15 protein-coding genes are annotated in these 16,592 nt (G+C 75.1%); 8 read left to right on the plus strand and 7 right to left on the minus strand.

Annotated features, from left to right (window positions below):
* The first annotated feature begins 44 nt into the window (after window positions 1–44).
* Window positions 45–1,022 carry an NAD(P)H-quinone oxidoreductase gene (locus tag AC4OR8_RS02555; protein WP_492164001.1) on the plus strand — a complete coding sequence of 326 codons (978 nt, stop codon included), beginning with the start codon at window positions 45–47 and terminating at the stop codon, window positions 1,020–1,022.
* 68 nt (window positions 1,023–1,090) lie between these two features.
* A complete protein-coding gene (locus AC4OR8_RS02560) occupies window positions 1,091–1,717 on the plus strand; it encodes a bacterial proteasome activator family protein (protein ID WP_492164002.1) in 627 nt (208 codons plus the stop codon).
* A gap of 89 nt (window positions 1,718–1,806) precedes the next feature.
* On the opposite strand, the gene AC4OR8_RS02565 is transcribed toward AC4OR8_RS02560, so the two are convergent.
* From AC4OR8_RS02565 to serS, 7 genes are all read right to left on the minus strand, one after another.
* Complete coding sequence (locus AC4OR8_RS02565) at window positions 1,807–2,322, minus strand: hypothetical protein (RefSeq protein ID WP_492164003.1); 516 nt, start codon at window positions 2,320–2,322, stop codon at window positions 1,807–1,809.
* A gap of 146 nt (window positions 2,323–2,468) precedes the next feature.
* On the minus strand, window positions 2,469–2,849 hold the full coding sequence (locus AC4OR8_RS02570) for a DUF1232 domain-containing protein (protein ID WP_492164004.1): 381 nt from the start codon (window positions 2,847–2,849) through the stop codon (window positions 2,469–2,471).
* Between the two features lie 77 nt (window positions 2,850–2,926).
* Entirely contained in the window at window positions 2,927–3,583 is a 657-nt protein-coding gene (locus AC4OR8_RS02575) for a hypothetical protein (protein WP_492164005.1), read from the minus strand.
* 17 nt (window positions 3,584–3,600) lie between these two features.
* Window positions 3,601–4,410: a Cof-type HAD-IIB family hydrolase gene (locus tag AC4OR8_RS02580; RefSeq protein WP_492164006.1), complete on the minus strand. Its 810-nt coding sequence runs from the start codon at window positions 4,408–4,410 to the stop codon at window positions 3,601–3,603.
* Window positions 4,407–4,916, minus strand: coding sequence for a GNAT family N-acetyltransferase (locus AC4OR8_RS02585; RefSeq protein ID WP_492164007.1), 510 nt, complete (start codon window positions 4,914–4,916; stop codon window positions 4,407–4,409). Before AC4OR8_RS02585 ends, AC4OR8_RS02580 begins: the two co-directional genes overlap by 4 nt.
* Window positions 4,913–5,830, minus strand: coding sequence for an HAD family hydrolase (locus AC4OR8_RS02590; RefSeq protein ID WP_492164008.1), 918 nt, complete (start codon window positions 5,828–5,830; stop codon window positions 4,913–4,915). Before AC4OR8_RS02590 ends, AC4OR8_RS02585 begins: the two co-directional genes overlap by 4 nt.
* On the minus strand, window positions 5,823–7,148 hold the full coding sequence (serS, locus tag AC4OR8_RS02595) for a serine--tRNA ligase (RefSeq protein ID WP_492164009.1): 1,326 nt from the start codon (window positions 7,146–7,148) through the stop codon (window positions 5,823–5,825). Before serS ends, AC4OR8_RS02590 begins: the two co-directional genes overlap by 8 nt.
* A gap of 108 nt (window positions 7,149–7,256) precedes the next feature.
* On the opposite strand from serS, the gene AC4OR8_RS02600 reads away from it, so the two are divergent.
* The 6 genes from AC4OR8_RS02600 to AC4OR8_RS02625 all read left to right on the plus strand — a co-directional run bounded on the left by AC4OR8_RS02600 (window position 7,257) and on the right by AC4OR8_RS02625 (window position 16,591).
* Window positions 7,257–8,831 (plus strand): bifunctional phosphatase PAP2/diacylglycerol kinase family protein, encoded by a 1,575-nt coding sequence (locus tag AC4OR8_RS02600; RefSeq protein ID WP_492164010.1) that lies wholly within the window; start codon window positions 7,257–7,259, stop codon window positions 8,829–8,831.
* Between the two features lie 200 nt (window positions 8,832–9,031).
* Window positions 9,032–10,696: a potassium-transporting ATPase subunit KdpA gene (gene kdpA, locus AC4OR8_RS02605; RefSeq protein WP_492164011.1), complete on the plus strand. Its 1,665-nt coding sequence runs from the start codon at window positions 9,032–9,034 to the stop codon at window positions 10,694–10,696.
* Window positions 10,693–12,672, plus strand: coding sequence for a potassium-transporting ATPase subunit KdpB (kdpB, locus tag AC4OR8_RS02610; protein ID WP_492164012.1), 1,980 nt, complete (start codon window positions 10,693–10,695; stop codon window positions 12,670–12,672). Before kdpA ends, kdpB begins: the two co-directional genes overlap by 4 nt.
* A gap of 13 nt (window positions 12,673–12,685) precedes the next feature.
* Window positions 12,686–13,309, plus strand: a complete 624-nt coding sequence (kdpC, locus tag AC4OR8_RS02615; protein WP_492164013.1) for a potassium-transporting ATPase subunit KdpC — start codon at window positions 12,686–12,688, stop codon at window positions 13,307–13,309.
* A gap of 22 nt (window positions 13,310–13,331) precedes the next feature.
* A complete protein-coding gene (locus AC4OR8_RS02620; protein WP_492164014.1) occupies window positions 13,332–15,911 on the plus strand; it encodes a DUF4118 domain-containing protein in 2,580 nt (859 codons plus the stop codon).
* Window positions 15,908–16,591: a response regulator gene (locus AC4OR8_RS02625; protein ID WP_492164015.1), complete on the plus strand. Its 684-nt coding sequence runs from the start codon at window positions 15,908–15,910 to the stop codon at window positions 16,589–16,591. Before AC4OR8_RS02620 ends, AC4OR8_RS02625 begins: the two co-directional genes overlap by 4 nt.
* The last annotated feature ends 1 nt before the right edge of the window (window position 16,592 follow it).

Genomic DNA, 16,592 nt, shown 5'->3' on the forward strand with positions numbered 1-16,592 from the left:
CCGGCGTACGCCGGGCGCTGGACGGGCGGCCTAGGGTCGGGACCATGCGTGCCGTCGTCGCCCAGGGGACCGGTGGTCCCGAGGTCCTGTCCGTCACCGAGCTGCCCGACCCGGAGCCCGGCCCCGGGGAGGTGGTGCTCGAGGTCGTCGCCGCCGGGCTCAACCGGGCCGACCTGCTGCAGCGCCAGGGCTTCTACCCGCCGCCGCCGGGCGCCTCCGACGTCATCGGCATGGAGTGCTCCGGTGTCGTGGCGGCCCTCGGCGAGGGGGTCGAGGGCTGGGCCGTCGGCGACGAGGTGTGCGCCCTGCTGGCCGGCGGCGGCTACGCCACCCGGGTCGCGGTGCCCGCGGGACAGCTGCTGCCGGTGCCGGCGGGCGTCGACCTGGTCACCGCGGCCGCCCTTCCCGAGGTGGCGGCCACCGTGTGGTCCAACGTCTTCCAGGTCGCGGGGCTCGAGGCCGGGCAGGCCTTCCTCGTGCACGGCGGGGCCGGCGGCATCGGCTCGTTCGCCATCCAGCTGGCCCACGCCCGCGGCGCGCGGGTCTTCACCACCGCGGGCACGTCGGAGAAGCTCGACTTCTGCCGCTCCCTGGGCGCCGACGTCGCCGTCGACTACCACGACGACGACTTCGTCGCGGTCGTGCGCGAGGCCACCGGCGGCGCTGGCGTCGACGTCTTGCTCGACAACATGGGCGCGAAGTACCTCGGGCGCAACGTCGACGCCCTCGCGCTCGAGGGCACGCTGGTGGTGATCGGCATGCAGGGCGGCAGCAAGGGCGAGCTCGACCTCGGCCGGCTGCTCGCCAAGCGCGGCACCGTCGCCGCCACGTCGCTGCGCTCGCGGTCGGTGGCCGCCAAGACCGCGATCTGCGCCGAGGTCGTCGAGCACGTGTGGCCGCTGGTGGCCGACGGGTCGGTGCGCCCGGTCGTGCACGGCACGATGCCGCTCGACGACGTCGTGGCCGCCCACGAGCTGATGACCTCCGGCGCCCACACCGGCAAGATCCTGCTCACGACCTGAGGTCCACGGCGGGTGGGGCCGGTCACCTCGGCGTGTGCCGCAGCCCCCGGGTGCCTAGGGTGGGAGGCATGAGCGAGCACCAGGACGGCGCGTCCGAGCAGGAGCAGCAGGTCGTGGTCGTCGGGCCCGACGGCCAGCCGATGGGCACCGTCCCGGTCTCCGCGCTGGGCGGGGACAGCGACGGCAGCGACGGCGACGGGGACGGCGAGCGCAACGTCACCGACCTCGTCGAGCAGCCGGCGAAAGTCATGCGGATCGGCAGCATGATCCGCCAGCTGCTCGAGGAGGTGAAGGCCGCGCCGCTCGACGAGGCCAGCCGCAACCGCCTCAAGGACATCCACCGCGCCTCGATCGCCGAGCTCGAGCAGGGCCTCGCCCCCGAGCTCGTCGAGGAGCTCGACCGTCTCGCGCTCCCCTTCACCGAGGAGGGCACGCCCTCGGAGGGCGAGCTGCGCATCGCCCAGGCCCAGCTCGTCGGCTGGCTGGAGGGCCTCTTCCACGGCATCCAGACCGCGATCTACGCCCAGCAGATGCAGGCGCGCGCCCAGTTCGAGCAGATGCGACGCGGGCTGCCTGCCGGCCCCGGCGCCCAGGGTGCCCCCGGCCAGGGCGGCCTGCCCGGCCAGCCCGGACCCGTGCCCGGCGCCGCTCCCACCGACCCGTCGTCCGGCGGGTCGGGGGGCATGTACCTCTAGCCCCTTCCGCCACCACGTCGCTGCTGTAACGCGGGGTTACCTCCTCTGCTGCCCCGTCGTGACGGGGCAGCAGAGGAGGTAAGTGCGCGTTACAGCCGGCCGCCGGCGACGCGCGCCGGGAGCGGCTCGGAGGCCCCGGTGGCGCCGCCGGGAGTGGTCCAGGTGGCGACGAGGCGGGCGCGGCCCGGGCCGACGTCGGGCGGCAGGTCGACGTCCCAGCGCACCTGTCCCTGCCCGTCGTCCCCGGCGAGGCCGGCGTCGGCGGTGCCGAGCTGCCACGACCTGGAGCCGCGACGCAGCTCCAGCACGACGTCGGTGAGCGGGGTCTCCACCTCGCCGACCTCCTCGCCGCCCTCCTCGACGTCGCCGTCGCAACCCAGGCCGGGGCCGACCGTCCCTCCCCCGGTGTCGTCACACCCGTCGACGAACGCCGTGCCGGTCACCGTGACCCCACGTCCCCGCTCGATCACCGGCATCGTGGGCGCCGCCCCGCCCACCTGCAGCGACGGCGCCGCGCACGACGCGTGGGCGGGGCCGGCCGGCAGCGGGACGGCGATCGCCGTGGCGGCCAGCACGCCCAGCGCGGCGAGGGTGGTGCGCGACATCGGGTCCTCCTGCGGACGGCGGCGGCCGGCGGGTGCCCGGCGTACCCGCTCCGACGGGGTGGGCGCCCGGCCGGTTCCCTCGACTGGTGCGGTGGCGCCGATCCGCTGCGGTGCTGCGACGCCGCACCAGCGCGGTGGACACCGCGTTACAGCGGTGGGATGGGCGCGGGGAGGCCGGCGAGGCGACGGACGACGCGGAGGCCGTCGGGGGTGCCGGACCAGTGCCGGTCGAGGGCGTCGGGCCCGGCGCGGCGTACGACGGAGCGCAGCACCAGGGCGACCACGACCACGTCGTCGGCCCAGCCGACCACCGGCACCACGTCGGGCACCAGGTCGAGCGGCATCGCCAGGTAGGCCAGCAGCAGCACCAGCCGCACCCGCACCCCGCGGGGCAGCGCGGGGTCGGCGGCCAGCGCCCGCAGCAGGCGCAGGACGTCGGGCAGCAGCCGCAGCGCGGCCCGCAGGTCGAGGCGGCGGGCGTCACGACGTCCGAGCACCAGCAGCCCCACGACCAGCACCACCCACACCGCGAGCAGGCCGAGCCCGGCGCCCAGCAGCGCCCCCCACCAGCCCCCGGGCCAGCCGGGCCAGCCGGGCGCGTCGGTCAGCGGTGCTCCAGGCGACGCACGGCGACCAGGCCGAGCAGCCCCACGATCACCAGCGCGGCGCCCGGCGCGGCGGCGCGGGCGAGGGTGGCCGGCTCGTCGAGGCCGAGGGGCTCGAAGGCGGCCTCCTCGGGCTCGGGGTCCACCGGCGGGCTGGGCGAGGCGATGACGAGACGGTCGAGGCGCTCGACCAGGGAGGTGCTGGCCGTGGCGGTGCCGCCGGTGCCGCTGGCGAACCACGAGCCGCCGTCGGCGGCGACCAGGAAGACGTACTCCTCGTCGACGTCGAGCGCGCCCAGGTCGCAGCCCTGGCCGGAGCCGCGCTGGCTGCGGACCTGCACGGTGGCGGTGGTCACCCGGTCCTTGCCCTTGTAGACCAGCTCGACCTCCACGGCGTGCAGGATCTCGGTGCCGTTGCCGCCCTCGAGCTGCGAGCTGGTGGTGTCGGTGACGACGCCGGTGAACACGGCGTCGGCCTGGCGCACCTGCGCGGCGAGGTCGGCGTCCGGGCACACCGGCGCGACCGTGCGGGCACCGGCCGTGGCCGGGCCCAGCAGCGCGCCGAGGCCCACCGTCACCAGCGCCGCCACCAGGGCCAGCAGGGCCGCCAGGGCGACTGCGCCGGGGCGGACCGGCAGTCGTCGGGGGGCGAGCACGCGCCCATGAGACCAGATCACAGCCCGAAGACACCAGCCAGCACCCGGGCGACGCCGTCGTCGTCGTGGCCCGGCGCGACGTGGTCGGCGACCTCGGTGACGGTGGGGTGGGCGTCCGCCATGGCGTACGACGTGCCGGCCCAGGTGAGCATCGGCAGGTCGTTGGGCATGTCGCCGAAGGCGATCACGTCGGCGGCGTCGATCCCGAGGTCGGCGCACAGCAGCGCCAGGGTCGAGGCCTTGGTCACCCGCGGGCCGCTGATCTCCAGCAGCGCGCTGCTCGACGACCAGGTGATGGTGAGCCGACCCCCGCTGGCGACCTCCGCGCGGTCCCAGAACTCCTGGGCGTCGAGCTCCTCGTGGCGCGCCAGCAGCTTGAGGGCGGGGCGGTCGAACAGCTCCTCCACCGACCCGCGGCGGCTCGCCTCCGGCACCGGGAAGCGCTCGGTGAACTCCGGCTCGAGGGAGATGCCGTCGAGGTCCTCGACGGCGAAGGCGGTGCCGGGCAGGGCCGCGCGCAGGTCGCGGCACACCTCGAGGCCCAGCGCCGGCGCGATCGGGCGCTCCAGGCGGGGCTCGCCGGCGGCGACGTCCCAGATCAGCGCGCCGTTGGAGACGATGGCCAGCCCGTGGTCGCCGACGTGGTCGAAGACCTCCGCGGCCCAGCGCAGCGGGCGCCCGGTCACGAACACCACCGGCACCCCGCGCTCCTCGACCGCGGCCAGCACCTCCACGGTGCGCGGCGACACCGTGCCGTCGGTGCCGACGAGGGTGCCGTCGAGGTCGGTCGCGACCAGTCGCGGCAGCCGGGGCGCGCCGCCGCTCACGGGCGCACCGGCAGCGGCCGGGCCATCACGAGCTGGCCCTCCTCGTCCGACCCGCGCAGCGAGGTGAACCCCGACTTCGCCAGCACCCGCACGCTGGCGCGGTTGTCGGGGCGCACGGCGGCGCGCACCCGCACGCCGGCGGCGTCGGTGTGGGTGAGCAGCCCCTGCAGCGCCTCGGTGGCGAACCCCCAGCCGCGCGCCTGCTCGACCAGGCCGTAGCCCACCTCGGCCTCGGGGGTGTCGTCGGCCGGCGCCGGGGCCGGGGCGGGCGGGCCGAAGAATCCGATCGAGCCGAGCACGGTGTGCCCGCGCACGATGCTGCGCGGGCCCCAGGGGTCGCCCTCGGTCCACAGCGTCGCGGCGTCGGCGTCGTCGCGGCGGGGGAAGTCGGCGTGCCACTCGGGACGCCGGCGCCCGGCCCGGACGTCGGCGACCACGTCGGCCGACCACAGCGGCAGCGCCAGGCGCTCGGTGGTGACCACCGCGGGCAGCGGCGCTCCGCTCACGCGGGCGGCTCGGGGAACCAGCGGCGCAGCTCGGTGGCCGCGCCGTCCTCGTCGACGGTGCCGGTGACGTGGTCGGCGGCGTCGAGCACGACCTGCACGGCCTGGCCCATCGCGACGCCGCGGCGCGCCCAGGCGAGCATCTCGAGGTCGTTGCGCCCGTCGCCGATGGCCAGCGCGTCGGCGGCGGTGACCCCGAGCTCAGCGGCCACGTGGTCGAGCCCGGAGGCCTTGGACACCCCGGCGGCGGCGAGGTCGAGCCAGGCGGTCCAGCCGACGACGTAGTCGGTGCCGTGCAGGCCCAGCCGCGCGGCGAGCGCCACGAAGTCGTCGGCGGTGGCCGAGGGGTCGCGGATGATCACGCGGCTCACGGGCTCGGCGACGATGTCGTCGACCTCGGTGAGGATCATCTCGCCGGTGAGCTCACCGTCGGGGAACGGCTTGTTGAGCCGGTAGCCGATGCCGCGCTCCTCCACCGCCACCAGCGCGTCGGGATGCTCGGCGAGCACAGCGGCCACCGCCTCGCGTGCGTCGAAGGTCTCCTCGCGCACCACCTGCAGCGGCGGGTAGCGGAAGACCACCGCACCGTTGGAGGCCACGACCCACACCGGCTCGTCCTCGGTGCCGAGCCCGAGCTGGTCGGCCACCGGCGTCATGCTGTGCGGGCTGCGCCCGCTGGCCAGGACGACGTGGGCGCCGCCCGCGCGGGCCGCGCGCACGGCGTCGGCCACCGCCGGCTCCAGCACCTCGTGGGCCGCGCCGCCGCCCTCCACCCAGCGCAGCAGCGTGCCGTCGATGTCGAGCGCCACCAGCCGCGGGCGCCAGTCAGCGCCGGGCGCGCCGGGCGTCTCCGGCGCCGTGGGCGCCTCGGGCGCCTCAGCTGCGCCCTCGGTCGGCTCGACCACCCGCTCAGCCACGCGCCGACCCCGCCGTCGCGGGCTGCAGGGGCTCGATGACCTCGCGGCCCAGCCACGGCTGCAGCGCCGCCGGCACCCGCACGGAGCCGTCGGCCTGCTGGTGGGTCTCCAGCACCGCCACGATCGCGCGCGGGATCGCGCAGAGCGTGCCGTTGAGCGTGGCGACCGGGCCGACCTCGCTGCCGCTGCCGCCGCTGCCGGCGTCCGCGGCGTAGCGCGCGCGGGTGTCGAGGCGACGGGTCTGGAAGTCGGTGCAGTTCGAGGTGGAGGTGAGCTCGCGGTACTTGCCCTGGGTGGGGATCCACGCCTCGCAGTCGAACTTGCGCTGCGCCGAGAGCCCGAGGTCGCCGGCCGCGGTGTCGATCACCTGGTAGGCCAGCTCGAGCTTGTCGAGGAACGCCTTCTCGATGGCCAGCAGCCGCTGGTGCTCGGCCTCGGCGTCCTCGAGCGTGGTGTAGACGAACATCTCGACCTTGTCGAACCAGTGCACCCGGATGATGCCCTTGGTGTCCTTGCCGTGGGAGCCGGCCTCCTTGCGGAAGCACGGGCTGAACGCCGCGTAGCGCAGCGGCAGCGCGTCGCCGTCGAGGATCTCGTCGGAGTGGTACGCCGCCATCGGCACCTCGGAGGTGCCGACGAGGTACATGTCCTGGCCCTCGATGCGGTAGACGTCGTCGGCGGCCTGGCCGAGGAAGCCGGTGCCCTCCATGGCGCGCGGCTTGACCATCGACGGGGCGATCACCTGGGTGAAGCCGTGCTCGCGCGCGGTGGCGTTGGCCAGGTTGACCAGGGCGAACTCGAGCTCGGCGCCGACGCCGGTGAGGAAGTAGAAGCGCGAGCCCGACACCTTGGCGCCGCGGTCGAGGTCGATGGCCCCGAGCATCCGGCCGAGCTCGACGTGGTCGCGCGGGGCGAAGCCCTCGGCGGCGAAGTCGCGGGGGGTGCCGACGGTCTCGAGCACGACGAAGTCGTCCTCGCCGCCGGCCGGCACCTGCTCGTGGGCGAGGTTGGGGATGGCCAGCACGGCCTCCTGCCACGCCGCCTCGGCCGTGGCCTGGGCCGCCTCGGCGGCCTTCACCTCGGCGGCCAGGGCCTTGGTCTGCGTGAGCAGGGCCTGCTTCTCCTCGCCCTGGGCACGCGGGATCAGCTTGCCCAGCTGCTTCTGCTCGGCGCGCTTGGCCTCGAAGTCGGCGATGGCCGCCCGCCGGGCGCCGTCGGCCGCCAGGGCGGTGTCGACCACGTCGGCCGACAGGCCGCGCTTGGCCTGGGCGGCCCGCACACGGTCGGGGTCGTCACGCAGGACGCGGGGGTCGATCACCGGGCGACCCCGTGGTCGGGGCGGGTCAGGTGGGTCATGGCCCCAGGCTATCGGCCGTGCCGGCGCCCGCTCACCCGAGTTCCGGGCGGGCGTCGTCATACTGAGCGGGTGCTCGACCGCCCCCGCCTCGTCCTCCTCGGCTGGGCGGGCGCGTGCTTCGCCCTCTTCGCGCTCCTCGCCGTCGCCGTCACGCAGGCCTGGGGCCCGCTCGACGGCCTCGACGACCGCGGCGAGCCGCTCGGCAGCTGGGCCGACGACCTGTCCTGGCTGCGCGGCGTGCTCCGGCTCGTCGAGGCGGTCTTCGGCACCGTCGGCATGACCGTGCTGACCGTCGCGCTGGCGGCCCTGGTGCTCTCCCGGGGCCACCGCCGCGCCGCGGTCTACACCGTCGTGGTGATGGCGCTGACCGCCGTGGCCACGACCGTCCTCAAGATCACCGTCGGGCGCTCCCGGCCGCCGTGGCAGAACCCCGAGGACCTCCTCGACAGCAACGCCTTCCCCTCGGGGCACGCCTCGTCCGGCACGGCGCTCGGCGCCGTCGTCGTGGTCCTGGTGGTGATGCTGGTGCGCCGCGCCGGTGTGCGCCGTCTCGTCCACGTCGTCACCGCCGTGCTGGTGCTGCTGGTCTGCGCCGACCGGGTGCTGCTGGGTCGCCACTACACCAGCGACGTCGTCGCGGGCGTGCTGCTCGGGCTGGGCGTCGCGCTGCTGGTGCTCGGCCTCTACAGCCCGCTGCCGCGCACCCACGCGATCGGCGCGGAGCCGCTGCCGGAGGTCTACCAGTCGAGGAAGCGCCTGCACGTCGTGCTCAACCCCATCAAGGTGGAGAGCGTGGAGGCGTTCCAGGCCACGGTGACCGCGATGGCCCGCGAGGCCGGCTGGTCAGACCCACGGTGGCACCTGACCACCGTCGAGGACCCCGGCACCGGGATGGCCGAGGCCGCCGCGGTGGCCGGCGCCGACCTCGTCGTGGTCTGCGGCGGCGACGGCACCGTGCGGGAGGTGTGCGCCGAGCTCGCCGGCACCGGCGTCCCGATCGGCATCATCCCCGCCGGCACCGGCAACCTGCTGGCCCGCAACCTGGCCATCCCGCTCTACCTCCGCGCCGCCATCGACGTCGCCCTCACCGGCCAGGACCGCGCCATCGACATGGTGGCGGTCAGCGGCGACGGCATCGACGACACCCACTTCATGGTGATGGCCGGCATGGGCTTCGACGCCGCGATCATGGAGGGCGTCAACGAGGACATCAAGAAGCGCGTCGGCTGGTTGGCCTACGTGCTGTCGGGGCTGAAGTCGCTGATGTTCCCCGCGGTGAAGGTGGAGATCTCCGTCGACGGCGGCGAGCCCACCACCCACCGCGCCCGCACCGTGGTCGTCGGCAACGTCGGCTTCCTGCAGGCCGGCATGCCGCTGCTGCCCGACGCCTCCATCGACGACGGCTCCCTCGACGTGGTCATCCTCCACCCGCGCAACGTCGTCTCCTGGTTCCCGCTGGCCTGGCGGGTGCTGCTCAAGCGCAAGCACACCGACGAGCTGGTCAACCGGATGACCGGTCGCAGCGTCGTCGTCCGCGCCGCCACCGAGACCCCCCGCCAGCTCGACGGCGACTCCATCGGGTCGGGCTGCGAGCTGCGCATGGAGTGCATCCACGGCCGCCTGCTCGTCCGCGTCCCCCGCTGACGCCCGCGCCCGACCCGGGCGCGCACGAGCGGCGTCAAGAACGGCCGGGGCGCTGTCAAGGAAGCGTCAAGGAGCGTCGTACGCCGCTCCGCGCGGGTCTGTGATGGGGCGGTGCCCGATGTCCTGTACCTGCTGACGACCCTGGCGTTCTTCGCCGCCTGCGCCCTCCTGGTGGGCCTCCTCGACCGGCGGCTCGACCGGTGAGCGAGGTCCTGCCCGCCCTCGGCCAGGTCGCCCTGCTGGTGGTGGCCCTCGTGGTCGCCGTGCCGCTGCTGGGGCGCCACCTCGCCCACCTCTACACCTCCCCGCGCCACCTGCGCGTCGAGCGCGCGACGTACCGCCTGCTGCGCGTCGACCCCGACGCCGACCAGCACTGGCGCACCTACGCCCTCTCGGTGCTCGGCTTCTCGCTGGTCGGGGTGCTGGCCCTGTTCGCCCTCGGCCGCCTCCAGCAGCACCTGCCGCTGGCCGGCGGGACGGCACCCCTGCCCAGCGACGGTGCCTGGAACACCGCGGTGTCGTTCGTGACCAACACCAACTGGCAGTGGTACTCCGGCGAGGTCGCCGTCGGCCACCTCGTGCAGATGTCGGGGCTCACGGTGCAGAACTTCGTCTCCGCCGGGGTCGGCATGTCGGTGGCCGCCGCCCTCGCCCGCTCGCTGGCCCGCTCGCAGGGCGCCGGCCGGGTCGGCAGCTTCTGGGCCGACCTCGTGCGCACCGTCGTGCGGGTGCTGCTTCCGATCGCGCTGGTCGCGGCCCTGCTGCTGGTCGCCACCGGCGTCGTGCAGAACCTCACCGGCACGTCGCCGGTCGAGACGCTCACCGGCGGCACCCAGCAGCTGACCGGCGGGCCGGTGGCCAGCCAGGAGGCGATCAAGGAGCTCGGCACCAACGGCGGCGGGTTCTACAACGTCAACTCCGCCCACCCGTTCGAGAACCCCACGCCGTTGAGCAACCTGCTCGAGGTCTTCCTGATGCTGCTGGTGCCGTTCGCGATGGCGTGGGCCTTCGGGTCGATCGTGCGCGATCGCCGCCAGGGCGCCGCCGTGCTCGCCGTGATGGCGCTGCTGCTCGGGGTGTCGGTGGCGCTGCTCACCTGGGCCGAGATGGCGGGCCCGGGCCTGGCCCCGGCCGCCGCGGGCGGGGCGCTGGAGGGCAAGGAGGTGCGCTTCGGCACCGCCGGCTCCGCGCTCTTCGGGGCCGTCACCACCGGCACGTCGACCGGCGCGGTCAACGCGATGCACGACTCCTTCACCGCCCCGGGCGGTGGCATCGCGATGTTCAACATGATGCTCGGCGAGGTCGCCCCCGGCGGCGTCGGCTCCGGCCTGTACGGCATGTTGGTGCTGGCCGTGGTGACGGTGTTCCTGTGCGGGCTGATGGTCGGGCGCACCCCGGAGTACCTCGGCAAGAAGATCGGCCAGCGCGAGATCGTGCTGGTGGCGCTCTACGTGCTGACCACCCCGGTGCTGGTGCTCCTCGGTGCCACCGCGGCGCTGACCTCGTCGGCCGGGCTCGCCGGCCTGCAGGAGAGCGGGCCGCACGGCCTGAGCGAGGTCCTGTACGCCGTCACCTCGGCGGCCAACAACAACGGCAGCGCGTTCGCCGGGCTCACCACCGGCACGCCGTTCTGGAACACCCTGCTCGGCCTGCTGATGCTGGCCGGCCGCTTCCTGCCGATGCTCCTGGTGCTCGCGCTCGCCGGGCTGTTCTCCGCCCAGCGGCAGTCGCCGCCGAGCGCCGGCACGCTGCCCACCCACCGACCGCTCTTCGTGGTCCTCCTCTCCGGCGTCGCGCTGGTGCTCGTGGGCCTGACCTACGTGCCCGTGCTCGCCCTCGGCCCGATCGTGGAGTCCCTGTCGTGAACACCCAGCAGATCCTGGAGGCCCTGCCCGGGGCCCTCGCCAAGCTCGACCCCCGCGCCCTGCTGCGCACCCCCGTGCTGCTGGTCGTGGAGGTCGGCGCGGCGGCCACCACCGTGATGGCCGTGCTCGACCCCACCACCCTCGCGGTGATGGTCACCGTGTGGCTGTGGCTCACCGTGCTGTTCGGCACCCTGGCGGAGTCGGTGGCCGAGGGCCGCGGCAAGGCGCAGGCCGCCAGCCTGCGAGCCCTGCAGACCGAGACCACCGCCCGGCGGTGCACCCCCGCCGGCGGCGAGGAGGAGGTCCTCAGCACCGACCTGCGCGCCGGCGACCTCGTGGTGGTGGAGGCCGGCCAGCGGATCCCCGGCGACGGCGACGTCGTGGAGGGCGTGGCCTCGGTCGACGAGTCGGCGGTGACCGGCGAGTCGGCCCCGGTCATCCGCGAGTCGGGTGGCGACCGGTGCGCGGTCACCGGCGGCACCGTGGTGCTCTCCGACCGCGTGGTCGTCCGCATCACCTCCGACCCCGGGCAGTCGTTCGTCGACCGGATGATCGCGCTGGTCGAGGGCTCGGAGCGTCAGCGCACCCCCAACGAGCGGGCGCTCAACGTCCTGCTCACCTCGCTGACGGCGGTGTTCCTGGTCGTCTGCGCCACGCTCTACCCGATCGCCGACCACAGCGGCGCCCACCAGTCGGCGATCGTGCTGACGGCGCTGCTGGTCTGCCTGATCCCCACCACGATCGGCGCGCTGCTCTCGGCCATCGGCATCGCCGGGATGGACCGGCTCGTGCGGCGCAACGTGCTGGCGATGTCGGGCCGTGCGGTCGAGGCCGCCGGCGACGTCGACGTCCTGCTGCTCGACAAGACCGGCACGATCACCTACGGCAACCGCCGGGCCGTCGAGCTGCTCGCCCTGCCCGGTGTCGACGCCGACGAGCTGGCCCGCGCCGCGCTGCTGTCGTCGCTGGCCGACGAGACGCCCGAGGGCCGCAGCATCGTCGCGCTGGTCGGCGGCGCCGAGCCGGTGCCGGCGGGGGCACGGTTCGTGGAGTTCTCCGCCACGACCCGGATGAGCGGCCTCGACGTCGACGACCTCGAGGTGCGCAAGGGCGCCGCGGCGTCGGTGGCGGCGTGGGCCGGCGGCTCCGACCCGCGCCTCGACGCGCTGGTGCACGACGTGGCGGCCGGCGGCGGCACGCCGCTGGTGGTGGCCGAGCGCCGCGGCGGCGGGCCGGCCCGCCTGCTCGGCGTCGTCCACCTCAAGGACGTGGTGAAGGAGGGCATGCGCGAGCGCTTCGACCAGCTGCGCGCGATGGGCATCCGCACCGTCATGGTCACCGGCGACAACCGGCTCACCGCGCAGGCCATCGCCGCCGAGGCCGGCGTCGACGACTTCCTGGCCGAGGCCACCCCCGAGGACAAGCTCGCGCTCATCCGCTCCGAGCAGGAGGGCGGGCGGATGGTCGCGATGTGCGGCGACGGCACCAACGACGCCCCGGCGCTGGCCCAGGCCGACGTCGGCGTGGCGATGAACACCGGCACGACCGCGGCCAAGGAGGCCGGCAACATGGTCGACCTCGACTCCGACCCCACCAAGCTCATCGACGTCGTGGAGATCGGCAAGCAGCTGCTGATCACCCGCGGGGCGCTCACGACGTTCTCGGTGGCCAACGACGTCGCCAAGTACTTCGCCATCCTGCCGGCCATGTTCGTGGTGGCCTTCCCGCAGCTCGACGTGCTCAACGTGATGCGGCTCAGCAGCCCCGAGTCGGCGATCGTCTCGGCGGTCGTGTTCAACGCGCTGGTCATCGTCGCGCTGATCCCGCTGGCGCTGCGCGGCGTCGGCTACCGGCCGTCGTCGGCCACCGACCTGCTGCGGCGCAACCTGCTGCTCTACGGCGTCGGCGGCCTGGTCGCGCCGTTCGTCGGCATCAAGCTGCTCGACCTCGTCGTCTCGCTCGTCCCCGGTCTCTGAGGAAGAAGGACCCGTGAAAGACCTCTACGCCCTCGCCCGCTTCTCGTTCGCCGGGCTGCGCGTGCTGCTGCTGCTGACCGTGGTCACCGGCCTGCTCTACCCCCTGCTGGTCACCGGCGTCGCGGCCCTCGCCCTGCCCTGGCAGGCCTCCGGCTCGCTCGTCGACGCCGAGGGCGGGCGCACCACCGACCGCGACGACGCCGTCGGGTCGGCGCTGGTCGGACAGGTGGTCGACTCCGACGACCTGTTCCTGCCGCGTCCCTCGGCGGCCGGTGACGGCTACGACCTGCTCGCCACCTCCGGCTCCAACCTCGGTCCGGGCAACCCCGACCTGGTCGACGCGATCGAGGAGCGCCGGGCGGAGGTCGCCGAGCGGGAGGGCGTGCCGCCCGCGCAGGTGCCGCCCGACGCGGTCACCGCCTCGGCCTCCGGGCTCGACCCGCACATCTCGCCCGAGTACGCCGCCCTGCAGGTGCCGCGGGTGGCCGCGGCCACGGGCCTGGGCGAGGACGTCGTGCGGGCGCTGGTCGCGGAGCACACCTCGGGACGCGTGCTCGGCACGCTCGGCGAGCCGCGCGTCGACGTGCTGCTGCTCGACCTCGACGTGCTGCGCGCCGCGGGCCGCGCCGCCCGCTGAGAGCGGTGGGATCATCGGGACCATGGACGCACCACGGCGGGGCCGGCTGACGGTGTACCTGGGCGCCGCGCCCGGCGTCGGCAAGACCTACGCCATGCTCGGCGAGGCCCGCCGGCGCTGCGAGCGCGGCACCGACGTAGTCGTGGGGTACGTCGAGACCCACGGGCGCCAGCACACCGTCACCCAGCTCGCCGGGCTCGAGGTGGTGCCGCGCCGCGAGCTGGAGCACCGCGGCGCGGTGTTCACCGAGATGGACACCGACGCGGTGATCGCCCGCGCCCCCGACGTGGTGTGCGTTGACGAGCTCGCCCACACCAACGTGCCGGGCAGCCGCCACGAGAAGCGCGCCCACGACGTCGACCGCATCCGCGACGCCGGCATCGACGTGGTCACCACCGTCAACATCCAGCACCTCGAGTCGCTCAACGACGAGGTCGAGCGGATCACCGGGGTGCGCCAGCGCGAGACCGTGCCCGACGACGTGGTCCGCACCGCCGACCAGATCCAGCTCGTCGACATGGCCCCCGACGCGCTGCGGCGCCGGATGGCCCACGGCAACATCTACCGCCCCGAGAACATCGACGCCTCGCTCACCTCCTACTTCCGCGTCGGCAACCTCACCGCGCTGCGCGAGCTGGCGCTGCTGTGGCTGGCCGACCGGGTGGACGACGCGCTGGGCGACTACCGCCGCGCCCACGACATCGCCCACCCGTGGCCGACCAAGGAGCGCATCGTCGTGGCGGTGACCGGCGGCGCCGAGAGCGAGACGCTGCTGCGCCGGGGCGCCCGCCTGGCGCAGCGCGCGGCCGGCTCCGAGCTGCTCGCGGTGCACGTCATCGCCTCCGACGGCCTGGGCGGCACCGACGAGCGCCGGATCTCCCGGGCCCAGCAGCTCGTCGCCTCCCTCGGCGGCACGTTCCACTCCGTGGTGGGCGAGGACGTCGCCGCCGCCGTCGTCGACTTCGCCACCGCCGCCAACGCCACGATGGTGGTGGTCGGCGTCTCGCGGCACGGCCGGTTCCGCCAGCTCCTGGCCGGGACGACCGGCGACCGGATCGCCTCGCTGGCCGGGTCGGTCGACGTGCACCTGGTCACCCACGACCAGGTCGCCCGCGGCACCCGCCGCCGCTCGGTGCTCTCCCCCCTCAGCAGCCGGCGCCAGGTCGCCGGCTGGGTGGCGGCGGTGGTGATGCCGGTGCTGCTGACGTCGGCGCTGCAGGCCTTCGAGGAGACCGACCAGCTGCCGCTGGCGGAGATGCTGCTGCTGGCCGGCACCGTCGTCGTGGCGCTGGTCGGCGGCCTGCTGCCGGCGCTGGCCGCCGCGGTGGTCAGCTTCTTCACCCTCAACTACTTCTTCACCCCGCCGCGGGGGAACCTCACGGTCGCCGAGCCCGCCAACCTGCTGGCGCTGCTCGTCTACGTCGCCGTCGCGGCCGGGGTCGCCACGGTCGTCGACCGCGCCTCCCGGCGCGCCGGCGACGCCGTGCGCGCCCGCACGGAGGCGGCGACGATGAGCTCGCTGTCCCGCTCGGTGCTGACCGGGCAGGACACCGCCGAGGCCATCGTCGAGCGGGTGCGCGAGGTCTTCGCGCAGACGTCGGTGGCCCTGCTGGCCCAGGGGCCGCGCGGGTGGGAGGTCGTCGCGCACGCCGGCCCGGAGCACGCCTGCGCCCCCGACCAGGGCGACACCCGCGTCAGGATCGACGACGACCGCGTGATGTGCCTGCGAGGCGAGCCGCTGCGCGCCACCGACCAGAAGGTGCTGGAGGCGTTCGCGGTGCAGACCAGCCTGGTGCTGGAGTACCGCCGGCTGCGCGAGCGCGAGGACCGCGCCGCCACGCTGGAGCGCGCCGAGGCCACCAGCACGGCCCTGCTGCGCGCGGTGTCGCACGACCTGCGCACCCCGCTGGCCACGATGCGCGCCGCCGTCGACGGCCTGCGCGCGGGCGGCACCGCCGCCGCCGACCGGCAGTCGCTGGTGGAGGCCGTCGGCACCTCCACCGACCAGCTCGAGCGGCTCATCGACAACCTGCTCGACCTGTCGCGGGCGCAGACCGGCCTGCTCCACCCGGTGCTGCGTGCGCGCAGCCTCGAGGAGGTGCTGCCCCCCGCCGTGGCCGGCGCGGCCGGGCCCGGCGCCGCGGTGTCCCTCGAGGTCGACGAGACCGTGCCGATGGTGCTCACCGACGCGGGCCTGCTCGAGCGGGTGGTGGCCAACCTGGTGGCCAACGCCGTGCGGGCCGCGCGCGGCGGCACGGTGCGGGTGATGGCGCACGTGCTGCCCGCGAGCATCGACGTCCTCGTGGTCGACCGCGGCCCCGGCGTACCGGCGGCGCTGCGCGAGCGGATGTTCGAGCCGTTCCAGCGCCTCGACGACGGGCCCGGCGGTCTCGGGCTCGGCCTCGCGGTGGCCCGCGGGCTGGCCGAGGCGGTGGGCGCCACGCTCACCGCGGAGGTCACCCCCGGCGGGGGGCTCACCATGGTGCTCTCGGTGCCGCGCGCGCTCGACGACGCGGCTCCGGCCCCGGCCCCGCCCGCCGACGACCCGGCGACCGAGGACCCGGCGACCGAGGACCTGGCCACCGAGGCGGGCGCCCGGTGAGCCGCTGCACCGTGCTGGTCGTCGACGACGAGCCCGCGCTGGCCCGCGCGCTGGCGATCAACCTGCGCACCCACGGCTGGGACGTGGTCAGCGCCGCCGACGGCCGCAGCGCCCTCGACGCCGCCGCGACCACCCACCCCGACGTCGTCCTGCTCGACCTCGGCCTGCCCGACATGGACGGCACCGAGGTCATCGCCGGCCTGCGCGGCTGGACCAGCGTGCCGATCGTCGTGCTCTCGGCGCGCCAGCACGGCGAGGACAAGATCGAGGCGCTCGACCTCGGCGCCGACGACTACGTGACCAAGCCGTTCGCGATGAACGAGCTGATGGCGCGGCTGCGCGCCGCCGTGCGCCGCAGCGCCGAGCCGGCGCCCACCGAGCCGGTGGTGCAGGTCGGCGACCTGCGCATCGACCTGGCGCGCAAGAAGGTCGCCCGCGACGGTGCCGACGTGCGGCTCACGCCCACCGAGTGGGCCTTCCTCGAGCTGCTCACCCGCAACCTGGGCCGGCTCGTGACGCGCGAGCAGGTGCTGCGCGAGGTGTGGGGCCCGACGTACCTCACCGAGACCCACTACCTGCGCGTGTACGCCGCCCAGCTGCGCCGCAAGCTCGAGGCCGACCCCGCCCGGCCCCGCCACCTCGTCACCAGCGCCGGCCTCGGCTACACCCTGGAGCCCTGAC

It is taken from the genome of Nocardioides sp. FY1077 (genome assembly GCF_058681775.1).

What these genes read in the sequence shown, in the direction of transcription:
- AC4OR8_RS02620 (WP_492164014.1), top strand. Translation starts at nt 13,332, where the DNA reads ATGGACGCACCACGGCGGGGCCGGCTGACGGTGTACCTGGGCGCCGCG.
- AC4OR8_RS02555 (WP_492164001.1), top strand. Translation starts at nt 45, where the DNA reads ATGCGTGCCGTCGTCGCCCAGGGGACCGGTGGTCCCGAGGTCCTGTCC.
- AC4OR8_RS02565 (WP_492164003.1), bottom strand. Translation starts at nt 2,322, where the DNA reads ATGTCGCGCACCACCCTCGCCGCGCTGGGCGTGCTGGCCGCCACGGCG.
- AC4OR8_RS02560 (WP_492164002.1), top strand. Translation starts at nt 1,091, where the DNA reads ATGAGCGAGCACCAGGACGGCGCGTCCGAGCAGGAGCAGCAGGTCGTG.